Source organism: Brevundimonas sediminis (genome assembly GCF_048799765.1).
Classification (GTDB): Bacteria; Pseudomonadota; Alphaproteobacteria; order Caulobacterales; family Caulobacteraceae; genus Brevundimonas.
In genome coordinates, this window is record NZ_JBLYQK010000011.1 from 18,599 (window position 1) to 40,229 (window position 21,631).

Genomic DNA, 21,631 nt, shown 5'->3' on the forward strand with positions numbered 1-21,631 from the left:
CGCAGGTTGGTTCGGTCCCAGGAAGAGAAAAAAGGGACTGTTCCTATGCGTAAACTGATCATCGCCGCCACCGCCGTCGTCGCCTTCGCCGGTCTCGCCGCCTGTGGCGAAAGCGCCGCCGACAAGGCCGCCGAACAACAGGCCGACGCCCTGGAGGCGCAGGCCGCCGCGACCTCGAACGAGGCCCAGGAGAAGGCCCTCAACACCGAAGCCGACCGGATCGAGCAGCAGGCCGGCAACGCCGACGGCGGCATGACCACCGAGAACACCCCGAGCACCACCCCGTCGGGCGACATGACCGCCCCGCCGGCCTCGGCTCACTAAGCCGTTCCGTCCATGGACGAACAGGAAAGGCCCCGTCGCTCTCGCGGCGGGGCCTTTTGCTTGGGGAGGGTGTTGATAATGGGTGGTTGGTGACGGCTGGAAGGGACGATGAGCTCAGTCGGGCGAACATCCCGCTCGCCACCAGTCACCAATCACCAATCACCCGTCACCCCCTCGTCAGTCGACGCAGAGCGTCGCCTCGGCCTTCCCGTTCTCGACGGTCGTGTAGCAACCGAAGCGGCTGGAATCGCGCTGGCAGGTTCCGACGGCGGCGGCCCCGGCATGCGGCGCGCCGGCGGCGTCCTCGACCCGGCAGTCGCCCTGGCAGTCCGAGCCGGTCGTGCAGCGGCGGCCCGCGTCGGCATAGGTGATCACGCAGCGCACCGACTGCATCCGGCCCTGCGGCAGCATCTTGCCGCCCGCGCGCGCGCACAGGGCCGCGTCGGTCGTCCCGGCGGCGCTGAGCTGCGTCGGCTGCAACGCCGGCGCGGCCGAGGCCGTGTCCGTCGCGGGCATCGGCTGACAGGCGGCGGCGAACAGGGCCGCGGCCATCGCGATCATCACGCGCTTCATTTCACTTGTCCCTTTTCAAACCCGGTCCAGACATCATCGTAGTCCAGCTGCATCGTCGGCGAGGTTTGTGCCCATTCCGTGGTGCGGATCGGCAGACGGGTCTCGAACATGAAGGCCAGGGTGTTCTCGATCTTCACCGGCTTCAGGTCCGCGGCGACCGCCTTGTCATAGGACGCCTGATCCGGCCCGTGTCCGCTCATGCAGTTGTGCAGGGACGCGCCGCCCGGGGCGAAGCCGCCCTCCTTGGCGTCATACTCGCCCGTCACCAGACCCATGAACTCGCTCATGATGTTCCGGTGGAACCACGGCGGACGGAAGGTGTCCTCGGCCACCATCCAGCGCGGCGGGAAGATGACGAAGTCGCAGTTGGCCGTCCCCGGCGTATCCGACGGGCTGGTCAGCACCGTGAAGATCGAGGGATCCGGATGGTCGTAGCTGACCGTCCCGATCGTGTTGAACCTGGCCGTATCGTACTTGTACGGCGCGTAGTTGCCGTGCCAGCCGACCACGTCCAGCGGGCTGTGATCGAAGGTGGTGACGTACAGACGCCCGCCGAATTTCTGGATGCACTCGGTCGGACGGTCGACGTCCTCGAACGCCGCCGCCGGGGTCTGGAAGTCGCGCGGATTGGCCAGGCCGTTCGAGCCGATCGGCCCCAGATCCGGCAGGCGGAACGCCGCGCCGTAGTTCTCGCACACATAGCCGCGAATCGGTCCGGCGCACTCGACGCGGAACCGCACCCCGCGCGGGATCACCACGATCTCGCCGGGCTTCGCATCGATGCGGCCCATCTCGGTGACGAAGGCCTGCTCCCCCTGCTGCGGCACGATCAGCAACTCGCCGTCGGCGCAGTAGAAGACGCGGTCGGTCATCGAGCGGTTGGCGGCGTACAGGTGGATGCCGACGCCCGAAAGCGCCTCCGCATCCCCGGTCCCGCCATAGGTGACCAGCCCCTCGATCCAGTCGGTCGGCTCGCTCGGGATCGGCAGCGGGTCCCAGCGCATCCGGTTCGGGCTGGGCGGCGCCTCATGGAAGGGGCCCGAGCGCACCCGCTTCTGCGGGAAGGGCTTGTAGGCCGGGTGCTGCGCCGACGGCCGCAGGCGATACAGCCAGCTGCGACGGTTCTCGGTGCGCGGGGCGGTGAAGGCCGTCCCCGACAGCTGCTCCGCATACAGCCCCATCGGCGCCCGCTGCGGCGAATTCCGCCCCTCCGGCAGCGCACCGGGGACGGCCTCCGTGGCGAAGTGATTTCCGAAGCCGCTGAGATATTGAGGCGCGTTGGCTCGCGTCGTCATGTGCTGGTCTCCCTTGCGGGAGGTTTAGCAGGGGCGGCGGGCGGCGGGCCAGCCCGACAACCGAGTTTGCGGAGAACGGCGAGAGCGCTCACCTCTCCATTCGCCCCCAAGCGAATGGAGTGGACAGATCGGCGTCTTCGCCGATCTGGAGAGGGCGGCTCGGTATTGGCCGAAGAGGTCTCAAGGACCGGCGCCGTCGCCGCCCAGCGTGGGCTGACGATCACACCGTCCACCACCTGGGGCCTTGAAGCGCGATGACGGCAAGCGTGGCGAGCAGCATGGGCAGAATTCTGTGAAACAAGAGGCTGCCCCGACCCGCTCTCTCCATAGAAGGGGGCTTGGGCACACGAACTCGATCAGAGCGCGCCCCGGTCCGTCAGCCGGATCACTTCACGGAGATGGCCGATCACCGCGATCGTCCCGAAGATCGGTGCGAAATAGGCTTTCAGCACAATCCAGAACTCCTGCCGCACAATCTCCCACAGAGCCTCCGCAACGACGGTCAGGCGGTTCCGTTTTTCGTCCGAATTCATTGCACCTCCTTGAGCGCCTTGAGGAACCTGAAGGTCAGAAGCAGCGTCGCCAGCACCACGCCGGACCCGTCGATCACGACCAGTGCGTAGTGGACGGTCTTCAGGATCAGGGCGACCCCATGATCGATATGCGCCGCCTCACCCTGCAGGATGATCCAGTGCGCAGCCCAGGCCCCGGCGGTCAGCACGGCGAAGAACAGGATGACCAGCACCGCATCCACGACGAACCGAAGCAGCACGGCTCCGAGGCTTTGATCGCCGAACCATGACGGCTCTCCCTTTCGCGGCCCGCTGACGACCGGCGAGCGAGGCGGAGACTGCGCCCCTCCGCCGCCCGTCGCCATGGCGGAAGATTGTGTAGGGGGATTTTCTGCAGACGCCTCGGGAAGGGCGGTCACGGCATCCTCCAGCAGCAGGCGAACCGCAGCCAGTCGGGAGGACACGCCCAGCTTCTGCATGGCGTTCGCCAGATGCCGATCGACCGTGCCGGGCGATATGCCCAGGCGGCGCGCGATCTCCTTGGAACTCATGTGGATGCTGACCAGCCGAAGCGCTTCCCGCTCGCGCAAGGTCAACCGATCCGTCTTGCGATCGTCCATGGCCCATCGCCCCCACGCAACCATGGGAGGCAATTCGGAACAACGTCAAGCTACCCCTGTCGGGACGGACCTCAGAACCCCTGACTCTGCGCCATCTTCTCCTGATGGAAGCCCGCATCCCCGAGCAGCTCGTTCAGCACCCGGACCCGCTTCATGAACAGGCCCACGTCGAACTCGTCGGTCATGCCGACGCCGCCGTGCATCTGCACCGCCTCCTGCACCGCCAGTTCGGCGACGCGGCCGGCCTTCGCCTTGGCGACGGACACCGCCAGCGGGGCCTTCTCCTTGCCGGCGTCCAGCGCCTGCAGGGCGCCGATCACCGCCGCGCGGGCGATCTCGATCTCGCTGTACAGGTGGGCGGCCCGGTGCTGCAGCGCCTGGAACTCGCCGATCAGCTTGCCGAACTGCTTGCGGGTCCGCAGGTATTCCATCGTCGTCTGGAAGGCCTGATCGCCCGCCCCGTTCAGCGACGCCGCCGCGCAGGCCCGGCCCAGGTTCAGCGCCCCCTCCAGCAGGGCCTCGCCCTCATCCACCGATCCGATCACCGCGTCCGCATCGACCTCGACGTCGGTCAGCGTCACCCGCGCCGCATTGTGCGCGTCGACCATCACCGTGCGCTCGATCTCCACACCCTTCGTCTTCGGATCGACCAGGAACAGCGTCAGGCCGGTCTCGGTCAGGGCCGCCACGATCAGGGCGTCGGCGACATGGCCGTCCAGCACGAAGCCCTTGGCCCCGTTGATCCTGAACCCGTTGCCCGCGCGCTCGGCGACGGTGGCGATCTTCGACGGCGCATGCTTGGCGCCCTCATCGACGGCCAGCGAAAGGATCGCCTCGCCCGCCGCGATCTTCGGCAGCCAGGCCGCCTGCTGCTCGGCCGAGCCGCCGTCCACCAGCACCTTGGCCGACAGCACGCCCGACCCCATGAAGGGCGACGGCGTCAGGGTCCGGCCCAGGGCCTCGGCCACGACGCCGGCTTCCACCGCGCCCAGCGCCGATCCGCCGTGCTCTTCCGGGATGATCACCCCGGCGAAACCCATCTCGCCGAACGCCTTCCACAGCGCGCGCGACACTCCGTCGGCGTCGCGGCTGTCGCGCAGCTTGCGCAGGTGGGCGATGGGCGCGTTCTCGCTCAGGAAGCCGTCCGCGGCTTCCTTCAGCATCGTCTGCTCTTCGGTCAGGATCAGGGGCATTTCAGGTCACCAGCATGGGGGTGAAAAGGGCGATCAACTGGATCACGAGCGCGGTCGTGATCGCTGTGAGTGAGTGTTTCCGCAGGGTCTTTCCGAGCCCGACCGTCAGGATCACGCCGATCACGGGAGCCAGAACGACGGTCCATGTCAGGACCTGGCTCCACAGCGGGTTCGTCACGAAACTCGACCAGGCCCAGACCAGGGTGAGGGCAGAGCCGAGGGACAGGACGAACCCCGCCAACGACCAGACGACGATGCCGACCAGCGACGCGGCGCGCCACCATGACATGTCGGGCTGCACGTCAGGCTCCCGGCAGCTGCAGCAGGTGTTTGGCGATGATGTTCAGCTGCACCTCGCTGGTGCCGCCTTCAATGGAGTTGGCCTTGGTGCGCAGCCAGTCGCGGGCGACCGTGCCCTCGCGTGACCGCTCGCCTTCCCACTCCAACGCCTCGGCCCCGCCCGCCGCCATCAGCAGTTCGTGGCGGCGCTTGTTCAGCTCCGAGCCGTAGTATTTCAGCATCGAGGCGATGGCCGGATGGGCCTGACGCGCCTTCATCTGATCCCCCGCCCGCTCCATCGCCAGACGGAAGGCGGCCGCGTCGACCTCCAGTTCAGCCACCCTGGCGCGCAGCATCAGGTCGTCCAGACGGCCCTCTTCGTCGCTGCCGATCGAGTCCGTCGCCACCTGGCCCAGCGGGCGTCCGCCGCCCGCGTCGCCGATGGCGCCGATCATGGTCCGCTCGTGGGCCAGCAGCGCCTTGGCCACGTCCCAGCCGCGATTCAGCGTCCCGACCAGGTTCTCCTTCTCGACGCGCACGTCGTCGAAGAAAGTCTCGCAGAACGGGCTCTTGCCGCTGATCAGGGTGATCGGCCTGGTCGTCACGCCGGGCGAGGCCATGTCGAACAGCACGAAGGAGATGCCCAGATGCTTGGGCGCCGTCGGATCGGTCCGCACCAGGCAGAAGATCCAGTCGGCCTTGTCCGCGTAGGAGGTCCAGATCTTCTGGCCGTTGACGATCCAGTGGTCGCCCTTGTCTTCCGCCTTGGTCTGCACGTTCGCCAGATCGGACCCCGCGCCCGGCTCCGAATAGCCCTGGCACCAGCGGATTTCGCCGCGCACGATCTCCGGCAGGAAGCGCTTCTTCTGTTCCTCGGTGCCGAACTGCAGCAGCGCCGGCCCCAGCATCCAGATGCCGAAGCTCGACAGCGCCATCTGGGCGTCGATCCGGCGCAGCTCCGAGTGCAGGACCTTGGCCTCCTCGCGGCTCAGTCCGCCGCCGCCGTATTCCTTCGGCCACTCCGGCGCGGTCCAGCCCTTGGCGCCCATCCGCTCCATCCAGAGCTTGTGGGCCGGGGTCTTGAAGGTCGGGTTGCGCCCGCCCCAGACCCGGTCTTCCTCATTGTCCAGCGGCCCGCGCACCTCCTGCGGACAGTTCTCTTCCAGCCACGCGCGCACCTCGGCGCGGAAGGCGTCCAGATCAGCCATTTTCCAACCCTCGTTGTCCGTTTGCCGGAACTCTTGGACGAAGGTTAGCAGCGATAAGTCTCGTTTGACTACGGTCTTTTCGCCTCATCGCGGACGGGGAGAAGGCCACGACGGCAACGCTCTGTGGCGGGACCGCGTTAGGCGCCCATGACCCTGATCACCCGCGCCGTCTTCGCCTTCGCCAGCCTGCTGCTGCTGGTCCTCGCCCTGGGCCTCGTCATCGTCGGCCTGACCGAGGCCGTCGGCCCTGTCCTGTCGGGCGGAGACGCCGCCGCCGACGCCATCCTGAACATCCTCGGCTATCTGATCGTCGCCATCGCCGTGTTCGACGTGGCCAAATACCTGTTCGAGGAAGAGGTCCGCCGCGACGCCGAGAAGCGCAGCGCCGCCGAGGCCCGGCGCAGCCTGACCAAATTCCTCTCCACCATCCTGATCGCCCTCTTCCTCGAGGGCCTGGTGCTGGTCTTCAAGACCGCCCGCGAAAACGTCGAGCACATGCTCTACCCGGTCGCCCTGATCGGCGTCTCGGTACTGGTCCTCGTCGGCCTCGGCGTCTTCCAGCGCCTCTCCGCCACCGTCGAGGAAAAGGTCGGCGACGACGACGAGGCCGAGGCGGCGGAGGAAGAGGGCAAGCCCGCGCCCGGACCCCGCGCGAGAAACCGACGCGTCAGCGCGCCTCAGTAAACCCTGTCATACGTCCAGCCGGTCAACCCGATCAGGTGCAGGCCGAAGGTGCGCACCGGCCCGTCCGCGGGCGATTGCCGCTCGATGAAGCGATAGCCGTCCGCCCCGGCGGACTCGACGGCCCACCCGGCGCCGTCCAGACCGATGTCGCAGGTCGCGGCCGTCTGTTTCAGGACCCCGCTCTGCGCCATCATCCGCGCCAAAGCCGTGACCTCGCCGGCCGTCAGGCGACGCTCGATGCGCCGCGCCACGCTCCCCGGCTCATAGCCGCCGCGCCCGGACAGTTCGGTCGCCGTCATCGTCACCGCCCCGTCGGCGCCCGTCTCCAGACGGATCACCACCGGCGCATCGAAGCTTCTCAGCCAGGTGAAGCGCAGGCTCGACCCCGTGCTCCGGAACAGCGGCGTCTCGCCCGCCGCGCGCAGATGTCCACCGTACCAGTCGGTCACGCGGCTCATCTCCCGCTGGCCGCCGCCCACCCCGAACACCCCACACCTCAGGGTGGTCTCGCGCAGAGCCTGCGGGAAGGAATCCGTCCCTGCCCGGTCCTCTGCGCTGACCGGGAAGACCGGGCCGGGCCCGCTAAACGGGGACGCGCAGCCCACCATGCCGACGGCGATCACACCTAGGGCGACACGCTTCATGGCCAACACCTCCCGGTTGTTGACCGCGACCCTAACCCTTGGTCGGCAGGAAGGGCGAGAAGGTAATTACCGTGAAGCTGTCGCGGATGTTCGGGCGGGTCTGCACCGACTTGGTCACGAAGGTCCCGATATCGAGGTCCTTCGGCAGCGAGAACTTGGCCAGCAGGTCGTACTGGCCCGAGGTCGAATAGACCTCCGAGACGTATTCCACATTGTCCACGATGTCGGCCGCCACGTCATTGGCATGGCCCAGCTCGCATTTGATGAAGACGAAGATGGCGGTCATCATGGCGGCGGTTCCTCCGGCGTTCGGAGGCTGTCTAGCGGATGATGACGTGACGGGTAAGGCCGAGATCGATCTGGAAGCGGAGTACAACAACCGCGCCCGCGTCCCCGACCATATGCAGGCCATGGGGCAGTGGAAGGCGACGGCCGAGGCCGCGCGCGCCGCCCATCCGCCCGAAGTCATCGCCTACGGCCCCGGTCCGCGCGAGGTGATGGACCTGTTCTCCGCCGGACCGGACGCGCCGATCGTCGTCTTCCTGCACGGCGGCTACTGGCAGGCGCTGGACAAGGACTGGTTCAGCGGCCTGGCCCCCGCCCTGCTCCACCACGGCGTCAGTCTGGCCGTCCCCTCCTATGATCTGGCCCCGACCGTCCGCCTCGGGACCATCCTCAAGCAGGTGCGCGCGGCGGTGGACCTGATCCGCGCCCGCAACGGCGGCAAGCGCCCGGTCGTCTTCGGCCACTCCGCCGGCGGCCACATGTCGGCCTGCATGCTCTCCGAGGCCCGCGCCTCCGCCGCCGTCGCCATCAGCGGCGTCTTCGACCTGCGCCCCCTGATCGGCACCTCGATCAACGCGGCCCTGGACCTCGACGCCAACGAGGCCGCCGCCCTGTCCCCCATCTTCTGGCCCATCCCCAACGGCTCCACGCCCGGCGGCACGGTGCTGGACTGCCTCGTCGGCGGCGACGAAAGCCCCGAGTTCCTGCGCCAGTCGAAGATGATGGCCGACCACTGGGCCAATAACGGCGTCGAGACCCGCTACGAAGCGCTGGAAGGCCTCAACCACTTCACCGTCCTGGGCCCGCTGCTCGACCCGGACAGCGCCATGGTGAGGCGGATCGTCGAACTGGCGAAACAATAAGTTCCGCGCCCCGGTCCTTTCGCTTCGCGCGCTGACCGGGATAAACAGGACCCCGACACCGGTGACAGCCGGAGCGGAGATTGAAATGCGCCACGACCGCCTGACCGTTCTCAACGCCCTCGAGGCGCAGGGCGTCGCCCCCGTCTTTTATCATGCGGACCCGGAGGTCTGCCTGAACGTGATCCGCGCCTGTTCGCGCGGCGGGGCCAAGGCCATCGAGTTCACCAACCGGGGCGACTTCGCCGTCGACCTGTTCGGCGAACTGGCGCGTGAGCTGCAGAAGACCGATCCGGACATCATCCTGGGCATCGGCTCGGTGATCGACGCCCCGACCGCCGCCATGTTCCTGAACCGCGGCGCCCGCTTCATCGTCAGCCCCTGCCTCGTGGAAGACGTGGCCAAGGTCTGCAACCGTCGCATGACCGCCTACTTCCCCGGCTGCGGCTCGGTCACCGAGATCGGTCAGGCGCACGAGCTGGGCTGCGAGATCGTCAAGCTGTTCCCGGGCGCCAGCGTCGGCGGCGCCGACTTCGTCAAGGCGGTGCTGGGCCCCATGCCCTGGACCAAGATCATGCCGACCGGCGGCGTCGACCCGGACGAGGCCTCCATCGCCAAATGGTTCGGCAGCGGCATCGTCGCCGCGGGCATGGGCTCCAAACTCATCACCGACGCCGCCGTGAAATCCGGCGACTGGGCCGGCATCGAGGCGCAGGTCCGCAAGACCGTCGACGCCATCGCGGCGTTCCGCGCGAAGTGAGGGATTAGGGCGTAGGGCTTAGGAATTGGAAGCCAAGGCGCAGCCCCCTAAGCCCTAATTCCTGCCTCTTCAGAGGCCCAGCGTCGGACTGTCCAGATCCAGCTCCGCCGCCGGGATCACCACCACGTCCGGGTGCGCCGCGCGCAGGGCGTCGATGAACATCGAGGCCTGGCCGACCACCACGACATAGGCCTGCTCCGCGCTCACGCCCTGGGCCGCCGCCATCACGCCCTCCGGCGTCGTGGCCTCGACCTTGCCGGCGTAGGTCTCGATCTCGCCCAGCGGCAGGCCGTTGGTGACCGCGCTGGCCAGGGTCCCGCCCAGACCGCCCGTGGTTTCCAGGCTGCGCGACCACCCGCCGGTGATGAAGGCCTCCCGGTCGGTGACCGCCTGCTCGGTCACCGCCTCGGTCCGCAGGCGATCGAACTCGTGCAGCATCAGGTCGACGACCTCGGCGGCGCTCTCGTTCTTGGTCTGGGTGGTGGCGCTCAGCACGCCCCCGTCCAGCCGGGCCGCCAGCGTCGAATAGGCGCCGTAGCTCAGGCCCCGCTTGGCGCGGATTTCCTGGAACAGGTGGCCGTTCTGGCCCTGGCCCATGATGCTGTTGACCACCAGCAGCGGGTAGTAGCCGTCGTCGCCGCGGCGCGGACCGCGCACGGCGGCCGACACCGCCGCCTGACCGGCGCCCGGCAGGTCGACCACCACCACGCGCGGCGCGGGCACGGCGCCGGCGCGATCGCCGACCGTCGGCGCGGCCGTCGCGGGACGGCTCCACTCGCCCAGGGTCCGCTCGGCGAAGGCGAAGGCCGCCTCCGGCTCCATCCCGCCCGTGATGATCAGGGCGGCGTTGTCCGGCCGCCACCAGCGGTCATGGAAGGCGACGATCTCATCGCGGGTGATGGCGCGGATCGAAGCCGGGGTGCCCGAGTTGGGCGAACCGTAGGGCGCGCCGCCGAAGGCCAGACGGTTCAGCACCATCGAGGCCACCGGGCCGGGCTGACGCAGGTTCACCGCCAGGGCGTTGGCGCGGCGGGTCCGGGTGCGGGCCACCTCATCCTCGGCGAAGGTCGGACGCAGGACGACGTCGGCGAACACCGCCCCCGCCGCATCGGCCGACGCGATCGGCGCCGACAGCGACAGACCCGTCGCGTCCGCATCGGCGCCGCCGCCGATATTGCCGCCCAGCGCCTCGAGGGTGCGGGCGATTTCCGGCGCGGTCCGGTCGCCGGCGCCGGCGCTGGCCAGGTCGGCGGTCATCGAGGCCAGACCGGGACGGTCCGCCGGATCCGCCGCCGCGCCGCCGCCGATGATCAGCTGGGCGCTCATGATCGGCAGGTCGGTGGAGCGGGCCACGATCACGCGCAGCCCGTTCGACAGGGTGCGCTCGACCACCGCCGGCGCCACGGCGGCGCGGGCCGCGCCCGGCGCGGGCGGGGCCATGCGCTCGCCCTCGGGCAGCAGTTCGTTCGGCGGCAGGATGGCCGGCGGCACGCTGACGAAGGTCGGCATCGGCGCCGGGTTCTTCCAGCTGTCCTCGGCCACCCCGGCCGGACGGCGGCTTTCGTCCTGATAGCGGATGGACACGCGGGCCTGCTCATTCAGATAGGTGCGGGCGACGCGTTGCACGTCCGCCGCCGTCACCGCCTGCACCGCCGCCAGATGGGCGTCCGGCGCCGCCGGATCGTTCTCCGACACCAGCGCCTGCCCCAGGATGAAGGCCCGGCCCGAGGCTGTCTCACGCTGGCGCAGCTCCGAGGCCACGATCTCCATCTTGGCCTCGGCCAGTTCGGCGGCCGTGACGGGCTCGTTGCGGATGCGCTCCAGCTCGAAGTCCAGCGCCGTCTCGGCGTCGACGATCGACTTGCCCTGGGCCAGGGTCACATTGACGGTGACGGTCCCGGCCTCTTCCATCGAGCCCGCGCTCAGGAAGGCGCCGGAGGCCAGCTGGCTGCCGTAGACCAGCGACTGGTACAGGCGCGAGCTCTCGCCCCGCGACATGATCCCGGCCAGCACGTCCAGCGCCGCCGCGTCCGGATGGTTCGCCGCCACGCCCGGATAGATGGCCGCGATGGCCGGCAGCGGCACGTTCGGGGCATAGGCCTCGACCAACCGCGGCTCGGTCCGACGGGTCGGCGCCGGGCGCTCGAACACCGGCACCGGACGGTCCGGGTTCGGGATGTCGGCGAAATACTGGTCCACCCAGCCATCCAGCTGGGCCTGATCGAAATTGCCCGACACGATGATGGTCGCCGTGGCCGGGCGGTAATAGGCCTCATGGAAGGCGCGGGCGTCGTCGATGGTCGCCGAGTTCAGCTCCTCGATCGAGCCGATCACACTGCGGCGGTAGATGCTGTTGTCGAAGCTGTTGTCGCCGATGACGAAGCGCTGCAGTCGGCCGTAAGGCGGCGCATAGACCCGCTGGCGCAGCTCCTCCTGCACGATCGACCGTTCGGCGTCGAACACCGCCTGATCGACCACCGGCCGCGCCATCCGCTCGGCGTGGGTCCACAGCATGGTCTCCAGATACTGGGGCGGCACCGTCTCGTAGTAGTTGGTGAAGTCCTGCCCGGTCGACGCGTTGCGGGTGCCGCCGGCGTTCTCGACCAGGGTCGAGATCTGGCCGTAGGGCAGGTTGACCGTCTTGCGGCTCAGGATGTGCTCGAACAGGTGGGCGAAGCCGCTGCGGCCTTCCGGATCATCCTTGCCGCCGACGTTGTACCAGACGGTGACGGTCACCGTTCCGGCGCTCGGATCGGGCATCGAATAGACGTTCAGCCCGTTGCCCAGGGTCCGGTGGCTGTACTGCAGCGGCGGGACGGCGATGGTCGCGGCGTCCTGCGCGAGAGCCGGGAAGGCCGGTGCGGTCAGCGCAAGCAGCGAGGCGCCCAGCAGGGCGGCGGTGCGGATCATCATGAGGTCCCCCAAGGACAGAACTGAACAACCGGCAGCCTAACAGCGGCGACCCGGGGGGTGGATTGCAAGTTCGTAATCTTGCCCGCCCCCTCCCTTCCACGCGACGGCCCCGGGAGTCCGTCGCCGGGCCGCCCGGCGGGGCGGAAATCCAAAGTCACGCTTAAGTCGACTTCCGACAGACGGCGGGCCGCGGATCGTCTTATCCGCTGGATATGAACGGAATTTCGCCGGGGAACCGACTGATCGAGGCGCTGGACGAGGCGGACCGCGAGGCCGTGCTGGCCCTGGCCTTCCCCGTCGAGTTCGCCCAGGGCCAGATCTTCCACGAGCCCGGCGATCCGGTGGATCATGTCTACTTCATCGAGCACGGCGTGGTCTCGGCCGTGGCGGTGCTGCAGGACGGGCGGACGGTGGAGACGGTCATGGTCGGCTTCGAGGGCGTCGCCGGCGCGACGGCCGCCGCCACCCCGCAGATCGCCACCACCCGCAATGTCGCCCAGATGGCGGGCGGCGCCCGCCGGATCGAGGCCGCCCGCCTGCGCGCCCTGGCCGCGTCCCGACCGGCGATCCGAGCGGTTCTGGCCGCCTATATCGCCGCCCTGCAGGCCGAGCTGGAGCAGTCCGCCGCCTGCAACGCCCTGCACCGGGCCGAGCAGCGTCTGGCCAAATGGCTGCTGCGCTGCCACGACCGGGTCGACGGCGCCGCCTTCAACCTGACGCAGGAGTACATGGCCTCCATGCTCGGCTCCCAGCGCACCACGGTGAACGAGGCCGCCCAGAGCCTGCAGAAGTCCGGGGCCATCACCTATTCGCGCGGGCGGATCACCGTCCTGGACCGCGCCGCGCTCGAGCGGGCCGCCTGCGAGTGCTACCGCGCCGCGGACGCCTTCCGCCCCCGGCGTCCCGTCGCCTGAGCCGGAACCGGCGCGGCCCCTTCACCGTTGCCATGACATACGGTCAGGCTTGATCGCTTGACCACTGTGTCGAGGGACCGATGAACACGCCGACCAATCTGTTGCTGGACCAGCTTTCCGCCGCCGACCGCGAGGCCCTGCTGGCCACCGCCATACGCGTGCCCCTGATCCTGGGCGATGACCTCATCCAGCCGGGCCAAATGATCCACGCCGTCCACTTCCCCCTGTCGGGCATCATCTCGACCGTCAACGAGATGGCCGACGGCCGCTCGGTCGAGGCCTTCATGGTCGGGCGCGAGGGCGTGGCCGGGATCGAGGCGACCGTCATCCCCATGCGCTCCGCCTCCCGCCAGACCATCCAGGTCACGGGCGAGGCGCTGAAGGTCGACGCCGGGCGCGTCCGCGCCCTCGCCGACGACCGCCCCGGCCTGCGCCGGCTGCTGGCCCTCTATCACGCCGGGGTGCAGCGCGAGCTGGAGCAGACCGCCGCCTGCCACGCCCTGCACCCGGCCGAGCGCCGCCTGGCCAAATGGCTGCTGCGCTGCCACGACCGGTCGGACAGCGACGTCATGCAACTGACCCAGGAATACATGGCCGCCATGCTGGGCTCCCAGCGCACCACGGTGAACGAGGCCGCCCGGATGCTGCAGGCCAACGGCGCCGTCGCCTACGCCCGCGGCAAGGTCCGGGTCATCAGCCGCCCGGCGCTCGAGGCCAGCGCCTGCGAATGCTATCGCAAGGTCACCGCCCTGCACGGCGGCGGTCAGTCCGAGGCGGCCTGATCCGACAGGATCGCCTCGACCTCCTCGCGGGTCGGGAACGACGGCTGGGCCCCCGGCCGCGTCGCCGCGATCGCCCCTGCCGCGCAGGCGAAGGTCAGGGCGTCCGATGGGTCCATCCCCTCCAGCAGGGCGACGCAGATCGCGCTGACGAAGCAGTCGCCCGCCCCGGTCGCGTCCACCGCCCGCACCTTCGGCGGCGTGGCCCAGGCCGTCTCGACCCCGCGTTGATACAGGGTCGCGCCCTTCGCGCCCCGGGTGACCACCACCCGGCCGCCGCCGTGATGCAGGCCGTCGCCGTAGAAGGCCGCCTCGGTCTCGTTGACCACGATCAGATCGGCCCGCCGCAACAGCTGGTCCGACACCGGCTGGGCCGGGGCCAGGTTCACGCAGACGAAGTCCGTCGCCCGCCCGACCGCCGCCTCGACCGTCTCGACCGGCAGCTCCAGCTGCAGCAGCAGCGGCCCCTCGATCCGGGCCGGCAGCTGTTCCGGCGTGACCCGGTGATTGGCGCCGGCGGCGACCACGATCTGGTTCTCCCCGTCGGGATCGACCGCGATCAGGGCCACCCCGGTCGGGGCCTCGGCGTCGGCGATCACCGTCCCCGTATCCACGTCGTCGGCCACCAGCAGGGCCAGGGCCTCCTCGGCCATGGCGTCCCGTCCCACGCGGCCGACGAGCACCACCCCGGCGCCCAGCCGCTGCGCCGCCAGCGCCATGTTCGCGCCCTTGCCGCCCGGATGCCGCGCCAGCACCGCCCCGGTCACGGTCTCGCCCGCCCGCGGCAGCTTCGGCGCCGTGGCCACGAAATCCAGATTGATCGACCCGACGACCGTGATCCTCACGACACCTTCTCCCTGATCAGATCAAACACCCCGTCCGCGTCCGCCTTCACCGCCCAGCGATGCTTCAGCGGTTCGCCCGCCACCGCCTCGCGGAACTCCACCGCCGTGTGGCCGCGCGCCAGGTCGCTCTGCGTCTCCACCCGCACCCGGCAGGCCTTCAGTTCGAACAGCTCCGGCTTCAGCAGCCAGGCCACCGGACACGGATCGTGCAGGGGCGAGGCGTCCCAGCCCACGATCGTCCGCTCCACCCGTTGGGAGAAGCGCAGCATGGCCGCCGCCGTGTCCGCCATCGGCGTGCCCACGGCCTCGATCGCGGCGATCCGCTCTTCCGTCGCCCGCACCTGATGGGTCGCGTCCAGCCCGAACAGCACGACGTCCGCGCCGGTCGCCAGCACCTCCGCCGCCGCTTCCGGGTCGGCCCAGATGTTGAACTCGGCCGAGGCGGTGATGTTGCCGCCCTCGCCGCGCGCCCCGCCCATGACCGCCACCGGCCCCAGCCGCTCGGCCAGCGCCGGCGCCTTGCGGATCGCCAGCGCCAGATTGGTCATCGGCCCCAGCACCGCCATCGCCACCGACTTCGCCGGCCGGCTCATCACCAGATCGACAATGGCGTCCGCCGCATGCCCGTCCGCGCACGGAAGGTCGGGTTCGAACGGCGCCAGATCGCCCGTCCCTTCCGGCCCATGGAAATCCGTCGCGGTGCCCAGCACCCGCACCAGCGGCTGCTCCGCGCCCATGAACACCGGCGCATCGTCGCGGCCGGGCTTCTGCAGCCCCGCGACCTGCCTCAGCATCCGCGCGTTCCGCGCCGTCTTCTCGACCGGCACATTGCCGCCCACCGTGGTCACGGCCAGCAGCTCAAATTCCTCGGCCCCGAAGGCCAGCATCAGCGCCACGGCGTCATCCACGCCGGGGTCGCAGTCGATAATCAGCGCTTGTTTCGTCACTGCACCGGTGTGGGCCGGGTCGCGGGCGGGGGCAAGCCCTTCTCCCGCTTGCGGACCTTCGCGCGCCGCTTCACCTTGCGGCCAAGCTTCGGGAGGCCGCGACCGGCATGGTTCAGATGGACATGGAATTCCGCCCGGCCCCGCCGACGCGCAAGGAGCTCTTCCCCCTCTGCGCCTTCGGCCTCGTCCTGGTCCTGATCGCGGTCCGCGCGGCAACCCATCCGGACGGCGTCTCGCCCTTCCTGGTCGGCGCCGCAAGCATCTTCGCCGCCGCCGGCTTCGGCCTGACCTTCCGCCTGCGTTTTCCCGGTTCGCCGACCCTGCGCGTCACCCGCGAGGCCCTGACCTACAGCCGTGGCGGCCACAGCCGCACCCTGCGCTGGGCGGATGTCGCCGAGGTCCAGCTCGACCACCGGAGCAAGGAACTGCGCGTCATCCCGACCGACGGCGGCCGCCCGCTGGTCATGCACAGCGCCATGACCTCCGCCGACGGCCGTCGGTTCGACGGCGTCATCGAACACTGGTGGAAGCCCGGCGCCGCCTGAGCCTCAGCGGCACATCTCCACACAGACCGCCGCCAGCACCTCCGCCGAGTCCACCAGCGGCGCGGACACTTCCTCCGCCCGCAGCAGCAGCGGAACCTCGGTGCACCCGGCGATCACCGCCCCGGCGCCCGCCTGAACCAGCGTCTCCGCCAGCCGTCGCATCTCGCCGCGCGGTCCCGCGCCGTCGTCGCCGCCCTTGACCGCGAACACGGCGGTCATGAAGGCCTCGCGATCCGCGCCCTCCAGCCGCACCATCTCCAGCCCCGCCCTGGCCAGCGCCTCCGCATACAGCGCCTCCCCGCCCGGCGTGGCCAGCACCCCGACCCGCGTGACGCCGGTCTTGGCGACCGCCTCCACCGTCGCCGCGATCATGTCGATAAACGGAAGCCCCGCCGCGCGGATCGCCCCGGCGTGGCTGTGCGCGGTGTTGCACGGCATGGCCAGCACCTCGGCCCCGGCCTCGCGCAGCCGCGCCGCCATCTCGCCCAGCGTCTTCCCCGCCGCCTCGGGCGCCGTATGCCGGTTCGGCACATGCGGGTTCAGGTCCACCAGCATCCGGATGTGATCCTCATCCCGCTTCGCCGGCGTCAGCGCCTGCACCCGCGCCATGAAGGCCGTCGTCGCGACAGGCCCCATGCCGCCGAGAATACCGAGGGTCTGGGTCACCTCACGTCCCTCAATCGTCCAGCCGGAAGCGCGTGGTCCAGCGGACCCGGGCCCCGATCCCGGCTCTCCGGGCCTGCTCTTCAGACAGCCGTGTTTGAGCCGCCACCCGCAGCGCCGCGGGGCCAAACCCCTGCCCCGCCGGTTCCTCCGACTCGACCCGGCAGTCCGTGACGCTGCCGTCCTGCTGCACCCCGCAGTTCAGCACCACCCGTCCCTCGCCCGGCTCCAGGGCGGACGACAACGAGGGCGGCTGGATCGGTGGCGGCGGCGGCGGGATCGCGTGCGGCGGGGACGCCGTTTCCTGCCCGAGGGCCATCGCCGGTGTCGCCAGAACCAGCGCCAGCCCGATCATCACGCCCACCGCACGCTTCAAAGCGAACCCCCGATCTCGCTCTCATACCCGAACAGCCCCTGCGCTCCGCCGGTGTGGAGAAACACCACCGTCTCCCCCTCGAACCGGCCCGCCTTGGCCAGGGCGATCAAGCCCTTCATCGCCTTGCCGGTATAGACCGGGTCCAGCACGATCCCGTCGGTCCGCGCCGCCAGCGTCAGGGCCTCGATCACCGCCGCATCGACCAGACCATAGCCCTCGCCGACGTAATCACAGTCGGCCACCACCATCTCCGGCGTCACCGCATCCGGCCGCCCCAGCAGGGCCGCCGTCTCGCGGGCCAGCTTGAGGACATTCTCCTCCTGCTTCGCCTTGGGCGCCCGCACCCCGATGCCCAGCACCGGAATGTCCGCCCCCATCACCGCCAGCCCGGCCACCAGCCCTGCATGGGTCCCGGCGCTGCCCGTGGCCGTGACGATCCGGTCGATCCGCATGTCCAGATCATCCGCCCCGACCACGATCTCGCGCGCGCAGTCGACATAGCCCAGCGCCCCCACGGCGTTCGAGCCGCCGCCCGGGATCACATAGGGCCGACCGCCCCGCGCCTTCACCTCGGCCGCCGTCTTCTCCAGCTCGGCGGCCATGTCCGTCCCGCCCGGCACGCGCCGGATGCCCGCTCCGAACAGCCGGTCCAGAAGCACATTGCCGTTGTCGAGATAGTCGGCGGCGGTCGAGCCGGTCCGCTCCTCCAGGATGATCTCGCACTTCAGCCCGTGGGCGGCGGCGGCGGCGGCGGTCTGGCGCACATGGTTCGACTGCACCGCCCCCTGGGTCACCAGCGTATCGGCGTCCTCCTCGAACGCCTGCCCCAGCAGGAACTCCAGCTTGCGGGTCTTGTTGCCCCCGCCCGCCAGCCCGGTGCAGTCGTCCCGCTTGATCCAGAGCTCCACCCCCAGCGCCTCGCTCAGCCGGGGCAGCGGCTCCAGCGGCGTCGGCAGATGGGCCAGTCGGACACGGGGAAAGCGGGCGAGATGCATGGTCGGGGCTCCCTGATGTTTTGTCTTCTCTAGCCCGCCCGGAGGACGGCGGCGAAGGCCATGAAGAAAAATGTCGCTATGTCCGGAACCGAACTGACCATCCGCTGTTATCGCATCGGACCTTGCGGCGATGCGCGCTCGACAGAGTCCACTAAAGCGGCCCCGGTCCCTGCCACGCCCCCCGACGCAGACCGGGGCCGCACCTTATCCGGCATATAGCTCCGTCGACCTCCGACTCGCGCCCCACGAAGGGTGTGGGGCGTGGGGTGTCGGGTATCGGCAGCCTCACCCTCCCCGGCGCCCAGGCACTCCCCGGACCCGACACCCCACACCCGACACCCCATCCCCCCGCGCTTGCCTCGAATCGAGCACCCGCGCGATGCTCCCCCCCATGGCCGAATCGCCGATCAGATTGCGCGACCGCAGCGCCACCGAAGCCGCCATCGTCGAGGCCGGCGAGCGCATCCTGCTGCGCGACGGCTTTCCGGGCCTGAACGTCCAGACCCTGGCCGCCGAGGCGGGCTGTGACCGCAAGCTGGTCTATCGCTATTTCGAGGGCGCCGACGGGGTCGTCACCCGCATCGCCGCCCGCGCCCATTCCGGCCTCGTGGCCAGCCTGAACGCCACGCCCGCCGCCGAAACCGAATCCCTGCGCGCCTTCGCCCGGCTCAGCCTCTCGGCCTGGGTCGCCGCGCTCCGCGCCAGTCCCCTGACCCTGCGCCTGATGGCCTGGGCCCTGGTGGAGTCCTCGCCGCTGCTAAACCGCATCGAGGATGACCGCGCCGCCCTGCTCCAGACCTGGATGCGCGAGCGCCGCCCCCGCCTGCGCGTCCCGCCCGAAGGCGATCCCGCCGCCCTGAATGCGGTGCTGCTCGCCGCCGTCCAGCATCTGGCCCTGTCAGCGGACGCCCGCCCCGGCGTCGGCGGCGTGGCCCTCGACGACGCCGGCTGGACCCGCATCGAGGCGGCGCTCGACCGCCTGCTGATCGCCTTCCCGGACTGAGATCACAGCCGGTTACAGCCCCTCAAAATCTCTCTTGCTGCACTGCAGCATCGGGCGTAGACCCCCGCGCGGCGACGAACCGGACTTTCCCGGAAACCGCCTGGAGAACTGGAAATCGATGACCGGCGAACCTGCGTTCGCCACGCCCTCATCGGCCCCTTCCGACCTCAGCCAAAAATCCTCCACGTCCGCGCCCTCCGGCGCGCACGCGCGATTCTGGCCGCTGGCCCTCGGGTCCATTGGCGTGGTTTACGGCGACATCGGCACAAGCCCGCTGTACGCCTTTCGTGAAGCCTTGGGACAGGCGTCCCGGGATGGTGTGACGGCCTCGGCCGCCCTGGGAGTCTGCTCCCTGGCCCTCTGGGCCCTGATCCTCGTGGTCACAGTCAAATACGTCATCTTCCTCACCCGGCTGAGCAACCAGGGCGAGGGCGGGGTTCTGTCCCTGATGGCCCTGGCCCAGAGGGCGGTCGGCCGGCGCACGGCGCTGATCTTCGCCCTGGGCGTCACCGGCGCCGCCCTGTTCTACGGCGACGCCATCATCACCCCGGCCATCTCGGTGCTGTCGGCGGTGGAAGGGCTCAAATCCGTGCCCGGCGTCGGCGGCGCCATCAGCCCCGCCACCGTGCTGATCCTGTCCGGCGTGATCCTGATCGCCCTGTTCGCGGTCCAGTCGCGCGGCACGGCGAAGGTGGCCGCCTGGTTCGGCCCGATCTGCGTCGTCTGGTTCGCCGTTCTGGCCGTGCTGGGCCTCAGCCACATCGTCCACCAGCCCGGCGTGCTGGCGGCCTTCAACCCCGTTCACGCGGTCGGCTTCCTCGCCCACCACGGCACGGCGGGCCTGTTCGTTCTGGGGTCGGTCTTCCTGACGGTGACCGGGGCCGAGGCCCTGTATGCCGACATGGGCCATTTCGGGCGCAAGCCCATTGTGGCCGCCTGGCTCTGGCTTGTCCTGCCCTGTCTGGCGCTGAACTACCTCGGACAGGGCGCCATGGCCCTGCAGGCGGTCGAGCTGGCCCGGGGCGCCCGGGTCGAGAACGCCGACTGGTTCTTCACCATGGCCCCGGAGCTTCTGCGCGCGCCCGTGGTCGTCCTGGCCACCCTCGCCACCGTCATCGCCTCCCAGGCGGTGATCACCGGCGCCTTCTCGCTCACCAGCCAGGCCATGCAGCTGGGCCTGCTGCCGCGCATGAAGATCGCCCGCACCTCCGAGCATGAGGCCGGCCAGATCTACATCGGCCGGGTCAACATCGCCCTGCTGATCGGCGTGGTCGTGCTGGTGGCGGTGTTCAAGAGCTCCGCCGGACTGGCCCACGCCTATGGTCTGGCGGTGACCGGCACCATGGTGGTGACCACCGCCCTGGCCTTCATCGTCGTGCGCCGGTTGTGGAACTGGCCGTTGTGGAAGGCCGCCCTGCTGTTCGTCCCGATGCTGGCCATCGACCTGGTCTTCCTGGGGGCCAATGCCCTCAAGATCCTGTCGGGCGGCTTCGTGCCCCTGATGCTGGGCGCGGCCCTGTTCATGGTCATGGCCACCTGGGTCCGGGGCGCCGAACGGGTCCGTCTCAAGACCGCCGGCGACACCCTGCCCCTGGCCGAGGTCGTCGCCCTGCTGGCGGCCCGCAAGCCGCATCGCGCCCCCGGCACGGCGGTCTTCCTGGCCGCCGACAACAGCCTGGCCCCGGCCGCCCTGATGCACAATCTCAAGCACAACCACGTCCTGCATGAGACCAATGTCGTGCTCAGCATCCACACCGCCGACGCGCCGCGGGTCGCCGACGCCGACCGCCTGACCGCCGAACAGCTGGACGGCGGCTTCTGGAGGGTCACGGCCGTCTTCGGCTACATGGAGCAGCCGTCGATCCCGCGGCTGGTCGGCATGGCGAAAAGGGCCGGGCTGAAGGTGGATCTGCAATCCACCAGCTTCTTCCTCGGCAAGCGCACCGTGGTCGCCGCGCCCCGGTCGGGCCTGCCCCGCTGGCAGGCGAAGCTGTTCATGGCCCTGGCCCGCAACGCCGCCTCGGCCTCGGACGTCTATCGCCTTCCTCCCGGCCGGGTGGTCGAGATGGGCGCCCAGATCAGCGTCTAGACCGGCGCCCATGTCAGCGTCTGGTTGAACCCGTCCCCCCGGAGGCGTAAGGCTGCTTCCGTTCTCCGGGGGGCGGCACAGCGCGCCTTCAGCGAGTGGGAACCAGCTCGCGGTTCGAAGGCGCGCCACTCAAGGGGGCGCTTTCCGGGCGGCGAACCGGATCCACTTCGCCTGAAAGCGCCCAGCCGCTGAGATTGAGGTAGACCTCTGACCCGTCGAACCTGATCCGGGTCATGCCGGCGAAGGGATGAGTACGCTTTCGGTCCACGCCCCCAATTCGGGCTCAGGGACCATCTCGCCTGACGTCGGCGGACCTCAACACCTT

General features: G+C 69.8%; 24 protein-coding genes and 1 riboswitch. Of the genes, 9 read left to right on the forward strand and 15 right to left on the reverse strand.

Annotation, left to right across the window (positions count from 1 at the left end; genetic code table 11):
- Window positions 1-45: 45 nt before the first annotated feature.
- Window positions 46-324, forward strand: a complete 279-nt coding sequence (locus ACLQ7T_RS08315; RefSeq protein ID WP_420478999.1) for a hypothetical protein — start codon at window positions 46-48, stop codon at window positions 322-324.
- Between the two features lie 177 nt (window positions 325-501).
- On the opposite strand, the gene ACLQ7T_RS08320 is transcribed toward ACLQ7T_RS08315, so the two are convergent.
- The 7 genes from ACLQ7T_RS08320 to ACLQ7T_RS08350 form a co-directional block, all read right to left on the reverse strand.
- Window positions 502-897, reverse strand: a complete 396-nt coding sequence (locus tag ACLQ7T_RS08320) for a hypothetical protein (RefSeq protein ID WP_420479000.1) — start codon at window positions 895-897, stop codon at window positions 502-504.
- Complete coding sequence (gene hmgA / locus ACLQ7T_RS08325; RefSeq protein ID WP_420479001.1) at window positions 894-2,192, reverse strand: homogentisate 1,2-dioxygenase; 1,299 nt, start codon at window positions 2,190-2,192, stop codon at window positions 894-896. The genes ACLQ7T_RS08320 and hmgA overlap by 4 nt, the downstream gene beginning before the upstream one ends.
- A 356-nt stretch (window positions 2,193-2,548) precedes the next feature.
- On the reverse strand, window positions 2,549-2,725 hold the full coding sequence (locus ACLQ7T_RS08330) for a hypothetical protein (protein WP_420479002.1): 177 nt from the start codon (window positions 2,723-2,725) through the stop codon (window positions 2,549-2,551).
- Entirely contained in the window at window positions 2,722-3,324 is a 603-nt protein-coding gene (locus tag ACLQ7T_RS08335) for a helix-turn-helix domain-containing protein (RefSeq protein WP_420479003.1), read from the reverse strand. Before ACLQ7T_RS08335 ends, ACLQ7T_RS08330 begins: the two co-directional genes overlap by 4 nt.
- Window positions 3,325-3,395: 71 nt before the next feature.
- Window positions 3,396-4,517 carry an acyl-CoA dehydrogenase family protein gene (locus ACLQ7T_RS08340; RefSeq protein WP_420479004.1) on the reverse strand — a complete coding sequence of 374 codons (1,122 nt, stop codon included), beginning with the start codon at window positions 4,515-4,517 and terminating at the stop codon, window positions 3,396-3,398.
- A gap of 1 nt (window position 4,518) precedes the next feature.
- Window positions 4,519-4,818, reverse strand: coding sequence for a hypothetical protein (locus ACLQ7T_RS08345; RefSeq protein ID WP_420479005.1), 300 nt, complete (start codon window positions 4,816-4,818; stop codon window positions 4,519-4,521).
- A gap of 1 nt (window position 4,819) precedes the next feature.
- On the reverse strand, window positions 4,820-6,004 hold the full coding sequence (locus ACLQ7T_RS08350; RefSeq protein WP_420479006.1) for an acyl-CoA dehydrogenase family protein: 1,185 nt from the start codon (window positions 6,002-6,004) through the stop codon (window positions 4,820-4,822).
- A gap of 147 nt (window positions 6,005-6,151) precedes the next feature.
- Between ACLQ7T_RS08350 and ACLQ7T_RS08355 the strand changes: the two genes are divergently transcribed.
- On the forward strand, window positions 6,152-6,688 hold the full coding sequence (locus tag ACLQ7T_RS08355; protein WP_420479007.1) for a GNAT family acetyltransferase: 537 nt from the start codon (window positions 6,152-6,154) through the stop codon (window positions 6,686-6,688).
- On the opposite strand, the gene ACLQ7T_RS08360 is transcribed toward ACLQ7T_RS08355, so the two are convergent.
- Window positions 6,682-7,332, reverse strand: a complete 651-nt coding sequence (locus ACLQ7T_RS08360; RefSeq protein ID WP_420479008.1) for a hypothetical protein — start codon at window positions 7,330-7,332, stop codon at window positions 6,682-6,684. The two genes, ACLQ7T_RS08355 and ACLQ7T_RS08360, sit on opposite strands and share 7 nt — an antisense overlap.
- A 31-nt stretch (window positions 7,333-7,363) precedes the next feature.
- Window positions 7,364-7,621 carry an Lrp/AsnC ligand binding domain-containing protein gene (locus ACLQ7T_RS08365; protein WP_420479009.1) on the reverse strand — a complete coding sequence of 86 codons (258 nt, stop codon included), beginning with the start codon at window positions 7,619-7,621 and terminating at the stop codon, window positions 7,364-7,366.
- A gap of 46 nt (window positions 7,622-7,667) precedes the next feature.
- On the opposite strand from ACLQ7T_RS08365, the gene ACLQ7T_RS08370 reads away from it, so the two are divergent.
- Both ACLQ7T_RS08370 and ACLQ7T_RS08375 read left to right on the forward strand, forming a co-directional pair.
- Entirely contained in the window at window positions 7,668-8,480 is an 813-nt protein-coding gene (locus tag ACLQ7T_RS08370; RefSeq protein ID WP_420479010.1) for an alpha/beta hydrolase, read from the forward strand.
- An 85-nt stretch (window positions 8,481-8,565) separates the two neighbouring features.
- Window positions 8,566-9,237, forward strand: coding sequence for a bifunctional 4-hydroxy-2-oxoglutarate aldolase/2-dehydro-3-deoxy-phosphogluconate aldolase (locus ACLQ7T_RS08375; RefSeq protein ID WP_420479011.1), 672 nt, complete (start codon window positions 8,566-8,568; stop codon window positions 9,235-9,237).
- A gap of 69 nt (window positions 9,238-9,306) precedes the next feature.
- On the opposite strand, the gene ACLQ7T_RS08380 is transcribed toward ACLQ7T_RS08375, so the two are convergent.
- On the reverse strand, window positions 9,307-12,147 hold the full coding sequence (locus ACLQ7T_RS08380; RefSeq protein ID WP_420479012.1) for a M16 family metallopeptidase: 2,841 nt from the start codon (window positions 12,145-12,147) through the stop codon (window positions 9,307-9,309).
- A 215-nt stretch (window positions 12,148-12,362) separates the two neighbouring features.
- Here ACLQ7T_RS08380 and ACLQ7T_RS08385 point away from each other — a divergent pair, with 215 nt between their 5' ends.
- Window positions 12,363-13,064: a Crp/Fnr family transcriptional regulator gene (locus tag ACLQ7T_RS08385; RefSeq protein ID WP_420479013.1), complete on the forward strand. Its 702-nt coding sequence runs from the start codon at window positions 12,363-12,365 to the stop codon at window positions 13,062-13,064.
- Window positions 13,065-13,144: 80 nt separating this feature from the next.
- Window positions 13,145-13,846: a Crp/Fnr family transcriptional regulator gene (locus ACLQ7T_RS08390; RefSeq protein ID WP_420479014.1), complete on the forward strand. Its 702-nt coding sequence runs from the start codon at window positions 13,145-13,147 to the stop codon at window positions 13,844-13,846.
- Here ACLQ7T_RS08390 and ACLQ7T_RS08395 read toward each other — a convergent pair.
- The gene (locus tag ACLQ7T_RS08395; RefSeq protein ID WP_420479015.1) at window positions 13,828-14,688 is read right to left on the reverse strand and encodes a ribokinase; all 861 of its coding nucleotides are present in this window, start codon (window positions 14,686-14,688) and stop codon (window positions 13,828-13,830) included. The genes ACLQ7T_RS08390 and ACLQ7T_RS08395 overlap by 19 nt on opposite strands.
- Window positions 14,685-15,635: a nucleoside hydrolase gene (locus tag ACLQ7T_RS08400; RefSeq protein ID WP_420479016.1), complete on the reverse strand. Its 951-nt coding sequence runs from the start codon at window positions 15,633-15,635 to the stop codon at window positions 14,685-14,687. The genes ACLQ7T_RS08395 and ACLQ7T_RS08400 overlap by 4 nt, the downstream gene beginning before the upstream one ends.
- Window positions 15,636-15,742: 107 nt before the next feature.
- Here ACLQ7T_RS08400 and ACLQ7T_RS08405 point away from each other — a divergent pair, with 107 nt between their 5' ends.
- Window positions 15,743-16,180: a PH domain-containing protein gene (locus ACLQ7T_RS08405; RefSeq protein WP_420479017.1), complete on the forward strand. Its 438-nt coding sequence runs from the start codon at window positions 15,743-15,745 to the stop codon at window positions 16,178-16,180.
- A gap of 3 nt (window positions 16,181-16,183) precedes the next feature.
- On the opposite strand, the gene cuyB is transcribed toward ACLQ7T_RS08405, so the two are convergent.
- From cuyB to cuyA, 3 genes are read right to left on the reverse strand one after another with little or no spacing between them, the layout of a single operon-like run.
- Window positions 16,184-16,846, reverse strand: a complete 663-nt coding sequence (gene cuyB / locus ACLQ7T_RS08410; protein WP_420479018.1) for a cysteate racemase — start codon at window positions 16,844-16,846, stop codon at window positions 16,184-16,186.
- 10 nt (window positions 16,847-16,856) lie between these two features.
- On the reverse strand, window positions 16,857-17,219 hold the full coding sequence (locus ACLQ7T_RS08415; protein WP_420479019.1) for an energy transducer TonB: 363 nt from the start codon (window positions 17,217-17,219) through the stop codon (window positions 16,857-16,859).
- Entirely contained in the window at window positions 17,216-18,214 is a 999-nt protein-coding gene (cuyA, locus tag ACLQ7T_RS08420; protein ID WP_420479020.1) for a D-cysteate sulfo-lyase, read from the reverse strand. Before cuyA ends, ACLQ7T_RS08415 begins: the two co-directional genes overlap by 4 nt.
- Before the next feature lie 391 nt (window positions 18,215-18,605).
- On the opposite strand from cuyA, the gene ACLQ7T_RS08425 reads away from it, so the two are divergent.
- Window positions 18,606-19,217 carry a TetR/AcrR family transcriptional regulator gene (locus ACLQ7T_RS08425; RefSeq protein ID WP_420479021.1) on the forward strand — a complete coding sequence of 204 codons (612 nt, stop codon included), beginning with the start codon at window positions 18,606-18,608 and terminating at the stop codon, window positions 19,215-19,217.
- Between the two features lie 118 nt (window positions 19,218-19,335).
- Window positions 19,336-21,306: a potassium transporter Kup gene (locus ACLQ7T_RS08430; protein WP_420479022.1), complete on the forward strand. Its 1,971-nt coding sequence runs from the start codon at window positions 19,336-19,338 to the stop codon at window positions 21,304-21,306.
- A 122-nt stretch (window positions 21,307-21,428) separates the two neighbouring features.
- A riboswitch (TPP riboswitch) is annotated at window positions 21,429-21,571 on the forward strand.
- Window positions 21,572-21,631: the final 60 nt, after the last annotated feature.

Bases quoted from the DNA above. Each gene is read 5' to 3' on its own strand.
- ACLQ7T_RS08375 (WP_420479011.1), top strand. From the start codon at position 8,566: ATGCGCCACGACCGCCTGACCGTTCTCAACGCCCTCGAGGCGCAGGGC.
- ACLQ7T_RS08405 (WP_420479017.1), top strand. From the start codon at position 15,743: ATGGTTCAGATGGACATGGAATTCCGCCCGGCCCCGCCGACGCGCAAG.
- cuyA (WP_420479020.1), bottom strand. From the start codon at position 18,214: ATGCATCTCGCCCGCTTTCCCCGTGTCCGACTGGCCCATCTGCCGACG.
- ACLQ7T_RS08385 (WP_420479013.1), top strand. From the start codon at position 12,363: ATGAACGGAATTTCGCCGGGGAACCGACTGATCGAGGCGCTGGACGAG.
- ACLQ7T_RS08330 (WP_420479002.1), bottom strand. From the start codon at position 2,725: ATGAATTCGGACGAAAAACGGAACCGCCTGACCGTCGTTGCGGAGGCT.
- ACLQ7T_RS08365 (WP_420479009.1), bottom strand. From the start codon at position 7,621: ATGATGACCGCCATCTTCGTCTTCATCAAATGCGAGCTGGGCCATGCC.
- ACLQ7T_RS08340 (WP_420479004.1), bottom strand. From the start codon at position 4,517: ATGCCCCTGATCCTGACCGAAGAGCAGACGATGCTGAAGGAAGCCGCG.
- ACLQ7T_RS08430 (WP_420479022.1), top strand. From the start codon at position 19,336: ATGACCGGCGAACCTGCGTTCGCCACGCCCTCATCGGCCCCTTCCGAC.
- ACLQ7T_RS08355 (WP_420479007.1), top strand. From the start codon at position 6,152: ATGACCCTGATCACCCGCGCCGTCTTCGCCTTCGCCAGCCTGCTGCTG.
- ACLQ7T_RS08350 (WP_420479006.1), bottom strand. From the start codon at position 6,004: ATGGCTGATCTGGACGCCTTCCGCGCCGAGGTGCGCGCGTGGCTGGAA.
- ACLQ7T_RS08320 (WP_420479000.1), bottom strand. From the start codon at position 897: ATGAAGCGCGTGATGATCGCGATGGCCGCGGCCCTGTTCGCCGCCGCC.
- ACLQ7T_RS08360 (WP_420479008.1), bottom strand. From the start codon at position 7,332: ATGAAGCGTGTCGCCCTAGGTGTGATCGCCGTCGGCATGGTGGGCTGC.
- ACLQ7T_RS08335 (WP_420479003.1), bottom strand. From the start codon at position 3,324: ATGGACGATCGCAAGACGGATCGGTTGACCTTGCGCGAGCGGGAAGCG.
- hmgA (WP_420479001.1), bottom strand. From the start codon at position 2,192: ATGACGACGCGAGCCAACGCGCCTCAATATCTCAGCGGCTTCGGAAAT.
- ACLQ7T_RS08380 (WP_420479012.1), bottom strand. From the start codon at position 12,147: ATGATCCGCACCGCCGCCCTGCTGGGCGCCTCGCTGCTTGCGCTGACC.
- ACLQ7T_RS08390 (WP_420479014.1), top strand. From the start codon at position 13,145: ATGAACACGCCGACCAATCTGTTGCTGGACCAGCTTTCCGCCGCCGAC.
- ACLQ7T_RS08315 (WP_420478999.1), top strand. From the start codon at position 46: ATGCGTAAACTGATCATCGCCGCCACCGCCGTCGTCGCCTTCGCCGGT.
- ACLQ7T_RS08425 (WP_420479021.1), top strand. From the start codon at position 18,606: ATGGCCGAATCGCCGATCAGATTGCGCGACCGCAGCGCCACCGAAGCC.